The organism is Candidatus Magnetominusculus dajiuhuensis, from assembly GCF_046044395.1.
Lineage (GTDB): Bacteria > Nitrospirota > Thermodesulfovibrionia > Thermodesulfovibrionales > Magnetobacteriaceae > Magnetominusculus > Magnetominusculus dajiuhuensis.
In genome coordinates, this window is record NZ_JBJUSG010000007.1 from 26,012 (window position 1) to 40,270 (window position 14,259).

Consider the following 14,259-nt stretch of genomic DNA (forward strand, 5'->3'; position numbering starts at 1 on the left):
ATCAACACCGGCTGTCCAGCGTAAAGAACTGTCCTGTGACAGTTTTAGTATTAAGTATAAATAAGATCAACTCAGCGGCCTCCTCCACGTCAGACAGCGTGTTGAGTGCGCTGTCTGCTCTGGCAGCCGCAAGGGCCTTTGGATTAGCCAGCCCCATCGGCGTCCCGCAATAGCCCGGCATTACGGCGTTTACCCTGATGTTGCGTGGGGCCAATTCCCCTGCCAGTGACAGCGTAAGGCCAAGCAGGGCGGACTTTGACGCACTATAGGCACACTGCCCGACTGTGCCACTGACTGCCGAGTGTGAAGATATTGTTATTATATGTCCCCCATGTGCCATTAACGGCAGCATCGCCCTAATAACCCTGAAACAGCCGCTCAGGTTTACTGCTATCACCTCGTCCCATTGCCTCTCATTGTATGTGATTAATAACCCGTCGGCGGCAATGCCGGCGGCGTTGATAACATGGTCAATTGTGCCGTATTGGGCCTGTATCAGTTTGGATAGGTCATCTATGTCGCTTCCATTCGTTATATCGGCCCGCACGGGGCGTACGCGTGAGGCGTGTTCTCTAAAATGGTCAAGAAATTTTTCGTCTGCGGTGTTATAGTGGGCGATGACATCATAGTTGTGTTGAAGGAGTTTCAGGCAGACTGCCCTGCCAATTCCTCCTGATGCCCCTGTGACCAGAGCAACGCTCATTTACGGGCCTCAGCCAGGGCATTGGCGAGGTGGGCAATGTCCGCTTGTTCATGGGAGGCCGAAATAGAAATCCGCAGTCGTGGCGTTTTCACTGTCGGCGGCCTGATGGCGGGGACATAGATACCACTGTCAAGCAAACGCCCTGAAATGCGTAAGGTCTCAACCGTAGAATCAAGCACTATGGGAATAATTGGCGTCAAATCCATTGAGACAGAGAATTCCTTTGACAGAAGCATACGGCGGCAGGCGGTGATATTCCCCCTGAGTCTGGAGATTAGCTCCGGGTGAGCCACGACGTAATCAATTGCCGCAAGGGATGCCGCGGCCGCAGAGGCGGGCAGGGCGGTTGAGTATATGAGAGAACGCGCGGTGTTAAATAAATAATCAATTACCGCCTCTGAGGCGGCAACAAACCCTCCGACTGAGCCGAGGGACTTGGAGTATGTCCCCATTTGGATTATATTATTGTCCGGCGTTACGTTAAAATGCGCCAGTGCGCCTTTGCCGTTTCCAAGGACGCCGGTTGCGTGGGCGTCATCAATGTAGAGAACCGTGTCATATTTTCTGCACAACATATGCAGATTATAAATATCAGCGACATCGCCGTCCATGCTGAAGACCGACTCGGTGATGACAAATGTATTGGTGGGGGGATTTTGCGATTTACGAAGCAGCGTCTCAAGGTGGTTAAGGTCGTTGTGTTTATATATATACTTTTTTGCGGCACTAAGCTTGCAGCCATCTACGATACTGGCGTGGTTGAGCGCATCGCTGAAGATGGCGCAGTGGGCATCTGTCAGGGCGGGGATAGCCCCGGTGTTTGCGGCGTAGCCGGAGTTAAACATAACGGCCTTGTCGGCGCCTTTGAATGAGGCGGTCTTGTCTTCCAGCATGGCATGAAGTGAGGTGCCGCCGCTAAGGAGACGTGACGCCCCCGCGCCGTGCCCAAAATCCATGAGGGCATTTTGAGCTGCCCTGACAATCACCGGGTTTGAGGCAAGGCCGAGGTAGTCGTTTGAGGAGAAATTCAGAAACTCACGGCCAGCAATAGTAATCGTCCTGCCCGTGCGGCAGTCTCTGTCTTTGACTGAGCGAAGGAGATCTTGCCTTTTGAGTTCTTCTATTTTATCGTAGTAGTCCATTGGCCGCCGCGCACCGCCGATGCAGACGCGCTATAATCAGAAACATAACACGAATTTTCGGGATAAATCAATCTTCAGGTAAAAAAGTCAGGGCAAACGCGCTATGATGGCATTTTACATGACTCATTTGTTTGCAACATGGTGTCAGGTCTGCTAATTCGTGACTGCTTACTCTTTAACCCTCACGGAAAGTTTTAGGTTTAAACTTCTAAGTAACGCCGAAAGAGTTGAAAATTTTGGATTGCCCTTTCCTGAAAGCATGCGGTACATGCTCTCTCTGCTAAGATTTGATTTTCTGGAAATATTAGAAAATCCCAGTGATTCGGCAACATTACGAAGCGCCAGCAAAAAGGCCTCACAGGAGTCCTCCTCCAGAGCGGCATTAAGATACGAAACTGCCTCTTCCGGGTCTTGTAATGAATCTATCAGAGCATCTCTATAATTTATTGTTTTTTTTGCCATTATCACCTCCTAAGCTTTTATTGCCTATGTTTAACTCCGCTGTCCTTACCTTTGCCCCTTGCTTTTGCTCTAAATCCCCTTGTCGTCATTCCGGCTTGTCCGGAATCAGTCCTTGACCTTTCCCCATTGTCCTATATTCCATATAGTATTGCCACATACGCAGAAGATTAGAGGCCGATTCCAGACAAGCCGGAATGACGGCAAGGATATAAAAGGAGTTAACCGCATAGGCAATTAGCTTATTTAATGTCCGATAGTTGCAAATCTTTAATTTAGTGTAGCCGACAAGCTACTTATTTTTCAAGTTATGGTGATTTTCCCATAGCGATATAGTTGGGGGAAAAGGCGGCGGCAGTTATTTGCGTGATAATAAAGACGAAAGGGAAGTGCAACGCGCCCCACTTCCCTTTCGTACTATGTTGCTGACCTTCTACTGGAGACTTTCTTTTATAACAAGTACCGAACAGTGCGAAAGGGCAACCACCCTTTCCGCAACGCTGCCCATCAGAAGCCTGTTTATCCCAGTCCTTCCATGCGTGCCCATAAGGATGACATTTATGTCCAGCTCCTTCGCCTTGTTAACTATAAACTCGTAGGGATTGCCCACACCGGTAACGGTAACGGCCTTGACCCCCGCGATCCCTGCCGCGGTCTTCACCCGTGCAACTATGTCCTGTGCCTCGGGAAGCCTCGTATCGCTTTGCGCGACTGAAAGCACTGTGAGAGATTTGACCTGCGGGCATCTTTTTGCCATATTTATGGCCTCTTTTTCTGCTGAGGCGCTGAAGGATGAGCCGTCCGTTGCCAGCATAACCCTCTCTCCTTTAACTTCGGAATCTTTGGGCACTACCAGCACCTTGCACGGGGCATAGGCAATTATCTTTGCCGTAACACTGCCCATCAGCATCCTCTTCAGACCGGTCATCCCCCGCCTTCCCATTATTATTACGTCGCTTCTTTTTTCGTAGGACTCTTCGATTATCCCTTCAAAGGTGTCATCTGTCCTTCTTATGACGATATCAAGCTCGACGTTTTCCTCGGCGGCCAGTTCCCTTATGTCATCGAAATATTTCGTGAGTTTGCTGTCTATATGCTCAACAAATGTCATCCCGCCGCTTTCGTAGCCGCCGCTCAATCCATTCACATACAGCAGCGTGAGCTTGATGCCGCAGGATTTGGCTAACAAGAGTGCCTCTTTTATTGCCCCTTCGCTGTATTGCGAACCATCTGTTGCAAGGAGCAGGGATTTTAATTCCCCCATGAGCTGCGTCTTGTACATTATATCCATTTTTGAGACTTCCGTCATTTTCATTCTTGAGACTTCAGTTGCTACCATGATTATCGCCCTCCGGATACAGTCTGTTGTTTTACGGCCAACTTGAGATTAAGCTGGTGCTCGGCGATTAAGCCCTTAATTATGGCCTTAAGTATGATAAATGCGCCAATAAGGAGGGCCAGAATCATTATCGCAAAACTCGTGCTCTTCAACATCTTGACCATACTATCTCCAAGCGGGCTAATCAAACCAAGCTGAGACAGATATACAGGTACCATAAGCCCACGGCTGAATAACACTATCAGCATAATATTGGCCATGACCACTTTTATCATAAACGGCTTGACGTAGGTTGTGCCAATGGCGCCAAGCTGAATGCCAAACAGTGACCCGCCAAGTATCAGCATGGCAAGCCTGATATCAACGAGGCCGTGCAAGGCATATTTTAATGAACCCCCGACACCCATGACAAAGGCTATTACCAGTTCTGTGGCGGATGCCATAAGGCCTGGCGCGCCCAGTACATACATCATTGACGGTACGCCGACAAAGCCGCCCACCGCAATCGTGGCCGCCAGTATTCCAGTGGCAAACCCCAGCGGTATGGTAAACAACACGGAGATTCGGGCGTTTAATGATTTAAAGTACACCATCGTGCCCGGGATGTGGATGGACTGTACCCAACGGGCTAACGCAGTCACTGTTTCCTCGTCGTTTGTGGTCTGATTCTTGTAACTTTTCATGACGTCTTTGAGGATTATAGAGCCAACTATACCAAGTACCACGACAAAGGCCACGCTTACGTAAAGGTTTGAGCCGGCGTCGCCAAAGGCATGTTTAATCTTCTCCTGAATGCTGGCCCCGTAAAGCACCCCTGCCTCGCCTGAGATACCCATGATTACCCCTAATTTAACATCCACCTGACCATACCTGTAACGCTTTATTGCCCCTATGAGAGCCTTAGGAAACTTGTGGCACATGTTGCTTGCAACGGCAACGAGACCCGGAACTCCAAGGCTCATCATCGCGGGCGTTAAGACAAAGGCGCCACCCGAACCAATAAACCCGCTTACTAATCCCCCGATAAACCCGACTATAAACAGATACACCCCGGTCGTTGTTGTTAAGTCAATGAAATTTGAGGCCTGTGCTGCTATATCATGCATGGTTATATCACCTCTTCTCTTTTTTTGCCGAGATACCAATGATATCCCAGAAATTTCCGGTAAAATTACCGTGTACGAACGAGAACAAAAACGCCGTGGCAATTGGAAGGAGCGCGAAGTAGCCTCCCTTTGCAAAAACCTCGTTTAACACGTGTTGTTCCGTAAACAGTATCGTGTAAAGTACCAGAGAAACAACTCCTAAAACAATAGCCTTGCCGTAGTGCTTTTTCCTGAATTTGCTGATGTCTCCTGCCATGATTTCTCTCCTTTAAGTTAGATTTGTTATTTTTGTATAATCCCGGCTTTTACTAAAACAAGCGGGCAGTTAATGTTCTTCCATGTCTCTGACATGCCTTTTTCCTTTCTCTTATGATCTACCACAGGCTCTTCAGGGGACTCCATTATTACACACAATACGTCGTTGTTGACTTTGGCATAGTCCAGCACCGATTGCTTCAGCGTGCCGCTTCCCCGTGTGAAGGTGTAATTAATGCCCTCGGCCTTCAGCTCATCGAAAAAATGCTCGACAATCGGGTCAGTATTCGTTCCCTCAGAGACATACAGAATATCAAGCGTGGCCTTGACTCTCTTACATGTGTTGATTGCGTAAGTCAGTGTCTTCCTTTCGATCTCCGACTCTTTAACGGCAAGGAGAATGTTCCGTTTTTCGTTCATTAACTCCCTTGCGTAGTCGTGGTCGCCTGCCTCGGCAAAGGTTATTGCCGAAAAAATATTATCGAGTTTCTTGCCTAGTTTACCCATACCTAAGTACCTCCTTGTTGTTTTATGCTGCGCATTAACTATCTTTGTATATATCAAGGAACGTGCCAGCCTATAACTTATTGATAATAAACGATTATTATAGGATTGTGGATATGTATGAATCGTTGCAAAATGAAACGCCGCGATCAGAATACCGATACTTTGCCTGCAAATGCCTGTTGCATAAAATGCGTATGATGTTGCATAATGCAACTGGAGGGCCGAATGGTTAATGTTCAAACTAGCATCAGAAAAAAGATAATCTTTGGCTACTTTATCGTACTCGTTATGATAATAGGGTTTTCGTTATTTGCGTTTATTGAAATGGAATACATGGAGCGGGAGATACTGTTTGGTGAGGTAATAAACGAATTTTTCGATACAACACTTGAGATGAGGAGGTTTGAGAAGAATTATTTTTTATATGGCGTAGAAAACGATGTAGATGAGCACCTGCGATACATGAAAAAGGCAATCGAAATAATCAACGGCAATACCGGCACATTCGGCGATGCTTCATACGGCAAAGAGGCGGCGCAGATAAGCGAAAAACTACTGAAATATAAGCTGATGATGACTGGCTACCGGTTGGCAAAAAGAGAATCGGCACTTACTGATGCCCGAATGGAAAACCTGAGAAATCAAATAAGGACGCTTGGCAGGGACATAACGAACAACGCGGAGAAAATCTCACAGAAAGAACGGGAGGTATTGCGAAAGGTGTTATCGAATTCCAGGCGGATTCTTATTATATCTATCTTAACCCTCACGATTTTAGGGCTTTTGGTAGGGCACATCTTATCTAAAATAGTGGTGAGGCCACTAAAGCAGCTCCATGACAGCCTGAGACTAATTTCTGAAGGCGGGTTTGAGAAGATTGTTATAAACTCGAAAGATATGGAGGCGGTGTCTCTTGCAAACGCCTTTAATAATCTGTTAGGAGAAATGGAGCTAAGGCGGAGGCATTTAATACAGTCTGAGAAACTGGCCTCGCTTGGGACGCTTCTTTCAGGCGTGGCACATGAGCTGAACAACCCGTTGTCGAATATATCGTCGTCGTGCCAGATTTTGATTGAGGAAATAGAGGAAGGAGACATCGAATACAAGAAAGAGCTTCTGTCGAATATTGACAGCCAAACTAACAGGGCACGCAACATTGTGCGCTCCTTGCTGGATTTCGCAAAAGACAGGCTTTTTAAAAAGGACATTGTAAATCTATATGGACTGCTGCAGGAGACGATCCGGTTTATAAGAGGGCAGCAGCCGTCGAATGTTAAGATAAATATAGATATTCCCGAAGATACCACAATCTATGCGGATAAACAGAGGATACAGCAGGTTTTTTTGAATCTTATTAAAAATGGTGTTGATGCGATAGAAGCCGAAGGGGAAATATCCATAACAGCAAGGACAATCATGCATCCTGACAAATGTATGAAGGGAATTGAGCATTGTTTTACACTTCAGGGGAGGTGTTCCGCAATGCCGTCTGCGGTTGACGTAATGGTCAAAGACACCGGCTCAGGGATGAACGGCGAGATATTAAAATCCATTTTTGACCCTTTTTTTACGACAAAAGAAGTGGGCAAAGGCTCAGGCTTAGGCCTGTTTATAGTGAATGAGATAATTGAGGAACACGGTGGCTGTATAGCGGTCTCAAGTGAGCCTGGCAAGGGTACATCTTTTTTGGTCAGATTACCCGGTGGGCATCAAAGTTCTTAGGATGGACAAAAAATGAATAGTAAGGCAAAGATATTAATAGTTGACGATGAAAAGATAGCCCTTCAAAATCTTGAGCACGTTATGAACAAGGAAGGCTATGAGGTAGTGAGCACACAAAGCGGCGCCAGTGCCATTAAATTGCTTGAAACTCAGGATTTCGATGTAGTGCTTACGGATTTAAAGATGGAAAAAATCGATGGATTACAAGTACTAAAAAGGTCCAGGGAGCTTCATCCCGATACCGAGGTGATAATGATAACCGGGTTTGCGACGCTTGAATCGGCGGTAAACACAATGAAACAAGGCGCATTTTACTATATCGCAAAACCATTCCGGCTTGAAGAGGTGAGAAAGGTAACAAAAGAGGCCGCTGAGAAAGTCGCACTGAAAAAAGAAAACAGACTGCTTAGGGAACTTATTGATGCATACCAGGGAAAGGTAAAAATAATCACACAAAACAAGGACATGTTAACCCTGTTAGAGACAGCAAGGCAGATTGCCCCTACCGATTGCAGCATAATTATACGCGGCGAAAGCGGCACAGGCAAGGAATTGTTGGTAAAATATATTCATTATAACAGCAGGAGGGCAAACGGACCTTTGTTCGCTATTAACTGCGGGGCATTCTCGGACGAACTCCTCACAAACGAGCTGTTCGGCCACGAAAAAGGCGCCTTCACGGGTGCTATTGCTCAGAAAAAGGGGCTGATGGAGGTAGCGTCGGGCGGTACGTTGTTCCTTGACGAGGTGACGGAGATGTCCCCTGCAATGCAGGTCAAACTCCTGAGGGTTCTTCAGGAGCGGGAGATGCTGAGGGTGGGCGGGACAGAGCCGATAACAGTTGACGTCAGAATTGTTTCGGCGTCGAACAAGGGCATAAAAGAATCTATAAATAGCGGGAAATTCAGGAGTGACCTCTATTTCAGGTTAAACGTCGTTACCATGCGCATACCACCACTTGCTGAAAGAAAAGACGATATTGCGCTGTTGAGTTACCACTTTTTAAAGAAATACGCCACGCTGATGAAAAAAGACGTGGAGGAGGTATCGAAAGAGGTGCTGGATGTCCTGGAGAGTTACGATTTCCCGGGTAACGTCAGAGAACTCGAAAACATCATCGAACGCGGGGTAGCGCTCTCAAACGGCAAGTCAATAGAGGCCGTCCATCTCTCCGATGACTTGAGGGATTTAAATATAAGGACATTCAGACGAAAAGATGGTAACATCCCCACATTAGAACAACAGGAACGTACATACATCAAATGGGTGCTGAACGAGGTAAAGGGTAACAAGTCAGGAGCGGCAAAAATACTTGGTATAGACAGGGTATCGCTATGGAGAAAACTGGCGAAGTACGGCCTGGATGAGGAAACTGATTAAGACACCGGGGGCGCTGCCCCCAGTCCCCCGCAAGGAGGGTAACCCTCCTTGACCTCGTAAATTATAGTGTTTTAGTTACCAGTATCGAACACATTGCAAGGGCTACTACCCTTTCGGCCACGCTTCCCATCAGAAGCCTCTCTAATCCCGTTCTTCCATGTGTTCCCATTATAACTATGTCCCTGTCCGTCTCCATTGATGCGTTTACGATTGCCTTATATGGATCGCCTTTCAGTGCCAGCGTGTCAACCTTTACACCAGCTTTCTCAGCCACTTCCCTTACTTTTGCAAGATTTCTCTCAACAGCGGCTACCCTATCCTCGCTCTTTGCCACTGATACAGCCAAAAAGTTCTTTACAAACGGGCACCTCTTTGCCATCATAATAGCCTCTGCCTGTGCCGCTTCGCTGTATTTAGAGCCGTCAGTGGCAAGCATTATGTTCTCTCCCTTTATCTCGGCATCCTTTGGTACGACCAACACCTTACAAGGGGCGTAGGCTATTGTCTTTGCCGTCTGGCTTCCCAACATCAGCTTCTTTAGTCCGGTATTTCCCCTTCTTCCCATTATTATTATATCGGCCTTTGTTTTCTTTGCCTCGTCTATTATAGTTTCATACGCCTGTGTTGACCTTCTTACCACGATGTCGCATTCGACATTTTGTTCCGCGGCCGCTGTTCTGATCATGTCGAAGTGTTCCGCGGCCTTCTTTTCGATCTCGTCAACATACTTAAGGCCCTCAGTCTCGAATTCAGAATTATATTCCAGTACCCGCAGTACAGTTAATACCGTCTTGCAAGCCCGCGCAAAATTTATCGCCTCTTTTATCGCGCCGCCGCTGTACTCGGAGCCGTCCGTAGCCAATAGTATTGACTCTAACTCTCCCATTAGATTCATTCTATATTTATCTTCGTTCACTTCAGTGTCCTCCAGATTTTAATATTCCTGAGGCTGCTAAAATCAAAACCGTAACCTCCAGTGCGGCTATCAAGGCATATACATAGTCCTTTTTCCTCATCAGAATCGGTATTATAGCAAGGAAACACACTATTGTCACGCCTCCCAAAAACGCCACACCGAGGAAGTTCAAAAAGTCTCCCTTATTCAGCATTGTAAGCCATGTCCATCCTGGATGAATGCCCGTCTCATGCAGATAATCATGCACCGACATGCTCCATAGCTTAGGCAAATCATCTACTGGCACAAAAGGGGGCAATATTCCTAACGCGTAAACGGCAAACGATATAAGGAGCATTAGCATTCCTATTTTCATGCCATAACTCAACAACACCGCATATCTTAACTGCTCTTCGGTTGCTACAACTTTCTTTTCCATATATATAGCTCCTTTTTAAATTAGTTCCAGATGCCGAGTCCCTTTAACAAAGCCCTTGAGCCGGCAAAAAAAAGCATTATTATTACTATATATCGCACTGCCGCCGGTTTAGTCTTTGCCAGAATCTTTACCCCTACCATCGAGCCGAGCATTATGCCGATAATTGACGGCACTACCATCATCGGCAGCACAGCGCCATTATTTACATATATCCACGCCGCCGACGTATCCGTTATTGACAAAAGAAACTTGCTCGACGACACGGCCACCTTTAATGGCGCGCCCATCAGGATATTTAACACAGGTACGTTTGCCCAGCCCGCTCCAAGGCCAAACATGCCGGCCATTACCCCTATTATTATAAATAATCCCAACCCCAGCGGCGTCCTGTGAACCTTCCAATTTATGTCCTCACCCGTTGAGACCTCGTGATATATCCCGTTTATTCTTAACGCGGTTGACAATGGATCCGCCACTTTGACCTCAGGATATTCGGACTTCTTTGCCTTTATTATAATGCCAACAATCCCAAGTATCGTTATACCCAAGGCAGTTTGCACTACATTGGTCGGAAGCGCAAGGCCTATCATAGCCCCTACTATGGCGCAGGCCGACGCTATTAAACCCACTGGCAACGCCAATCTAAGATTGGCCATTCCCTTTTTCAGCAGTCCCGGGCCTGCCGCCAACGCACCCGCCAGCGCTACCAATAACCCAGCCCCTCTTACAAAATCTAAATGAAATGGAAAAAACCCGCCCACTATCGGCACAAACAACACCCCACCGCCGACACCGCCCAACACCGCAACCACTCCCAACACAAACGTCAATAAGAACAGGCTCAACGGCCATACCCACCACGGCACAGTGCTGGCCTTTGCGACTACCTCCTTGACAGGCGCCTCCGCAAATGCCATAGAACATAGTGCTGCCAATATTATTGCCGCAACGACCACAACTGCAACCCTTTTAAGAGCTGGCATCTCAAATACCCTCCATCTTTCATCGATTTTATTGATATTATACTTCGTAAGCCTTCACCTCCATAGTTCTGCAGCAACTCCGGCAGCACAATACTAATAAACAGAGCAACCTAATGTCAAGCACTATTTCTAACTGCACTATTTCTAACTGCACTATTTCTAACTGTGCCTAATTTTGTCCTCGACAATAGAGGTTTTTCCGCAATTCCCCGATGGCTTCCTAAATGTTGACAATTGCTCTCTTAACAAACCTCTTCTCGCAGGTCAAACTCGCTATTAGAGGCTAAGAACAAGCGCTGAACTCAGAGGAAGTTCATGGTGTGACAATGCTTATTTCACTCTCCGCTGCCTCCTGAATAGAGATTCCTTCAACAGAATTAAGTACTGTGTCCCCCGAACCCTCCCTGATCATCCTTCCCCAGCCAATAACTGCTCCTCTTGTTTTATACTTTTCTGCTTATAATAAGCTAAGTAAGCTATTTTCCAACTTTCACCATATATTCTTAGATCAGATAATATCTGATCTAAAGAAGACTGGGTTAATTTGTCTGAGGAGCGAATAAAGACACAAGATAATACATTTACTTCTTCTGATGAAGAGAATATCTGTTTTATCCATGAGAAATACTTGTTTTGTGTTTTTATTTGTTTCTTATATTCCTTCTTATCTTCTGTTGAAGCCTCGTTCGGTAATTCATTTGTAAGTGGAAGTATAACAAGATACTCATTATCATTCAACGTAATATCAGAAAATTCTCCATAAAATGTATAAGGCTGAAGACATTCATTAACCGCTAGCTCAAATATCTTTTTCAATGAAGCTTCATCTACACCATTAAGTTGATTCCCTACAACTCTTTCCAGGCGATTATCTTTCTTTGAAAAACTACCTATTAGTACCGATGCCGGGTTTAGGGCATGTTTTTTTTCTAAAAAAACCAATGCCTGTTTGATTGGTTCAATAAAAGTATCAAAGTTACCGGAATCAGCTAGAATCTTTCCTGAAAAACTTTGTATTTGAGATGTAAGAGCTAAGACAGTCTGTATTTCTTCAGAAACCCTTAAACAAGAACGAATCAAACCAAATATTCGTTCTGGAGTAGCTTCTGTTTTTGCTAAGTAATGATCAATATCATATGTGTTCATTACTTGTTCTTCGGGAGCTTTACCAGCCTGACCTGTACGCAATATTAATCTAAAACTAACAGGATAATTCTCTCTTATATATTTACAAAGACCTAAGCCTGCTGTATCTTCTTCCATAACGACATCAATCAATGCAACATCAAAAAAATCTTTGTCGTTTTCGCTCAGAACTTTTATTGCTTCTTTAGCTGAATAAGCATGTATCATATTTAGTGATCTATCACGGTATTGCTTCCGTTTTAGCGAAATTCTAGTTATCCCGTGAATGTCTTCTTCATCATCAACTATAAGTAGATTCCAAGTATTTTCTGACCTCATAAAATATACCCCCCATAGACATTAGCTTTTAGTGTTTCTTAACTTCGCTCGGAAGCGTTATCTTGAACTTAGTCCCCTTATTAAGCTCACTCTCGCATTTAATCTTACCATCTAGTAAATTAGTAACGATATTTTGAGAGATCGCTAAACCTAACCCCGTCCCACCATCTTTACGACCTGTCGTAAAAAATGGATCAAAAATACATTTGAGAGTATCTGGTGACATCCCACTTCCATAATCTTCTATTTCTATAATGTATGTGTTATTTATATGATTTACGATAATTTCTGCTTCACCTCCATTATCGCATTCTTTGTAGGCGTAGCGTATAATATTCTGTATCATATTAATGATGACTTGCGATAAATGTGAAGCGTACCCTTTCCAGTCATTATTTTCACTTTCTGCTTGCAGACGTACATTTATTTGTTTTTTCCTTAATTCAGGGCTCATAGATTCAATGCAATCCTTAATTATCGAAGTTATATCAAACTCATCATAGTGGTCTGTCAATTGACCTGAAGATAATTGTTTAAAACTTTTTATTAGATCCTGTGCGCGCACAATGTTTTTTTCTAAAAGGGAACACGAATGCGTAAAATCATTAACGATATCTTGCTTGTCTGAATCAGGTGCGGTTAAAAGCTCCTGCGCTAAATCTTGAATCATCCTATTTGATGTCATCGCTACTCCGAGAGGTGTATTCATCTCATGAGCCACTCCTGTAACCATGGTAGCAATACCTTCTAATCTTTCATAATACATCTTCTCTCTAAGAATTTTGTCATTTTCTACCTCATTTTGTAGCCGTATTGATTCAGACGCCATACACCAATTCTCAAGAAATAGCGTAGCATCATGAAGATATTCAATCACATATTTTTGAGTAAACCCATATTTTAATCTGAATACAAGAGCCCCCTTCCTGTGGTGTTTTTCAGGGATATCGTACGCTATTATTTCCTGTCTACACGGAGTTTGAAATAGGGCTATTTTCCAAATATCTCCAGATTCTTCTGTCTTATAATCATAACATATCTGATAATTTTTATAGTCTTTATGAAGCTCGGTTAGGGTTTCATATAGTTTATCTAGCTCTAACCCATGTTCTATAACTATATGAGGTTGTAACAATTTTTTCCCATCTATATTATAAAAAAACAAAGTTCTAGACGTATGCTTAATATCTAAAAACATCAGAGATTCTTCCATTAAAAGTAACAAATCCGATTCTTTCCTTGCAGATGGCAGACTTTGAACTAATGATTTCATCTGTTGTCCAAAAGCCTTTAAAGTTAATAGGTCTTGAGAACTGTGAATGCACGAACGGATTAGTGCAAAAAGTCTTTCCGGTGTAGCGTCTGTTTTAGCTAAATAGTGATCGATATCATAATCATTCAGTACCTGTTCTTCTGGAGCTTTTCCAGCCTGACCTGTACGTAAGATTATCCTTACACTATTAGGTAAATGATCTCTTATAAATTTACATAAATCTAATCCGGCATCATCGGTTTCCATTACTACATCTATAAGAGCTACTTCAAAGTACACACTGTCATGTTCTTTTAGAATTGTCTTCGCCTCTTGTGCTGAATATGCGTGAAGGACATTTAAACCTTTATTGCGCCATTTTTTCCGTTTTAATGCGATTGTGGTTATCTCATGTATATCGTGTTCATCATCAACTATCAATATATTCCATGAATCTCTCAACATACGCTCAAACTCCTTACAGCTAACCCATCACTGCCCGGTCAACCTGCAAACACAAAATATAGCGGCAATGCCGCCGCTGTTTTTGGCTTAAAATATAAAACTGAAAACAGTATATCAAAAAAAAAAAATAAGTCAATACTCAAAAAAG

Annotated in this window: 14 protein-coding genes; 2 read left to right on the top strand and 12 right to left on the bottom strand. The window is 44.4% G+C overall.

The window, feature by feature from the left end:
- Position 1: 1 nt before the first annotated feature.
- The 7 genes from AB7D94_RS02035 to AB7D94_RS02065 all read right to left on the bottom strand — a co-directional run bounded on the left by AB7D94_RS02035 (position 2) and on the right by AB7D94_RS02065 (position 5,511).
- On the bottom strand, positions 2-703 hold the full coding sequence (locus AB7D94_RS02035) for an SDR family NAD(P)-dependent oxidoreductase (RefSeq protein WP_420264022.1): 702 nt from the start codon (positions 701-703) through the stop codon (positions 2-4).
- Complete coding sequence (gene bioF / locus AB7D94_RS02040) at positions 700-1,845, bottom strand: 8-amino-7-oxononanoate synthase (RefSeq protein WP_420264023.1); 1,146 nt, start codon at positions 1,843-1,845, stop codon at positions 700-702. The genes AB7D94_RS02035 and bioF overlap by 4 nt, the downstream gene beginning before the upstream one ends.
- A 168-nt stretch (positions 1,846-2,013) precedes the next feature.
- The gene (locus tag AB7D94_RS02045; RefSeq protein ID WP_420264025.1) at positions 2,014-2,307 is read right to left on the bottom strand and encodes an addiction module antidote protein; all 294 of its coding nucleotides are present in this window, start codon (positions 2,305-2,307) and stop codon (positions 2,014-2,016) included.
- A gap of 430 nt (positions 2,308-2,737) precedes the next feature.
- Complete coding sequence (locus AB7D94_RS02050) at positions 2,738-3,643, bottom strand: universal stress protein (RefSeq protein WP_420264026.1); 906 nt, start codon at positions 3,641-3,643, stop codon at positions 2,738-2,740.
- Between the two features lie 2 nt (positions 3,644-3,645).
- Entirely contained in the window at positions 3,646-4,749 is a 1,104-nt protein-coding gene (locus AB7D94_RS02055) for a sulfite exporter TauE/SafE family protein (RefSeq protein WP_420264027.1), read from the bottom strand.
- 7 nt (positions 4,750-4,756) lie between these two features.
- Entirely contained in the window at positions 4,757-5,005 is a 249-nt protein-coding gene (locus tag AB7D94_RS02060; protein ID WP_420264028.1) for a hypothetical protein, read from the bottom strand.
- 26 nt (positions 5,006-5,031) lie between these two features.
- Positions 5,032-5,511, bottom strand: coding sequence for a hypothetical protein (locus tag AB7D94_RS02065; protein ID WP_420264030.1), 480 nt, complete (start codon positions 5,509-5,511; stop codon positions 5,032-5,034).
- Positions 5,512-5,736: 225 nt separating this feature from the next.
- Between AB7D94_RS02065 and AB7D94_RS02070 the strand changes: the two genes are divergently transcribed.
- Together AB7D94_RS02070 and AB7D94_RS02075 are read left to right on the top strand one after the other, a co-directional pair.
- On the top strand, positions 5,737-7,233 hold the full coding sequence (locus tag AB7D94_RS02070; RefSeq protein ID WP_420264031.1) for a sensor histidine kinase: 1,497 nt from the start codon (positions 5,737-5,739) through the stop codon (positions 7,231-7,233).
- A 12-nt stretch (positions 7,234-7,245) separates the two neighbouring features.
- Positions 7,246-8,613 carry a sigma-54-dependent transcriptional regulator gene (locus AB7D94_RS02075; protein ID WP_420264032.1) on the top strand — a complete coding sequence of 456 codons (1,368 nt, stop codon included), beginning with the start codon at positions 7,246-7,248 and terminating at the stop codon, positions 8,611-8,613.
- Positions 8,614-8,674: 61 nt separating this feature from the next.
- Here AB7D94_RS02075 and AB7D94_RS02080 read toward each other — a convergent pair whose 3' ends face one another.
- The 5 genes from AB7D94_RS02080 to AB7D94_RS02100 all read right to left on the bottom strand — a co-directional run bounded on the left by AB7D94_RS02080 (position 8,675) and on the right by AB7D94_RS02100 (position 14,111).
- Entirely contained in the window at positions 8,675-9,529 is an 855-nt protein-coding gene (locus tag AB7D94_RS02080; protein WP_420264033.1) for a universal stress protein, read from the bottom strand.
- A 1-nt stretch (position 9,530) separates the two neighbouring features.
- The gene (locus AB7D94_RS02085; protein ID WP_420264034.1) at positions 9,531-9,947 is read right to left on the bottom strand and encodes a hypothetical protein; all 417 of its coding nucleotides are present in this window, start codon (positions 9,945-9,947) and stop codon (positions 9,531-9,533) included.
- Between the two features lie 20 nt (positions 9,948-9,967).
- Complete coding sequence (locus tag AB7D94_RS02090) at positions 9,968-10,930, bottom strand: sulfite exporter TauE/SafE family protein (RefSeq protein ID WP_420264037.1); 963 nt, start codon at positions 10,928-10,930, stop codon at positions 9,968-9,970.
- A gap of 408 nt (positions 10,931-11,338) precedes the next feature.
- Positions 11,339-12,394 carry a response regulator gene (locus AB7D94_RS02095; RefSeq protein WP_420264039.1) on the bottom strand — a complete coding sequence of 352 codons (1,056 nt, stop codon included), beginning with the start codon at positions 12,392-12,394 and terminating at the stop codon, positions 11,339-11,341.
- A 28-nt stretch (positions 12,395-12,422) separates the two neighbouring features.
- Positions 12,423-14,111 carry an ATP-binding protein gene (locus tag AB7D94_RS02100; protein ID WP_420264040.1) on the bottom strand — a complete coding sequence of 563 codons (1,689 nt, stop codon included), beginning with the start codon at positions 14,109-14,111 and terminating at the stop codon, positions 12,423-12,425.
- Between the last annotated feature and the right edge of the window lie 148 nt (positions 14,112-14,259).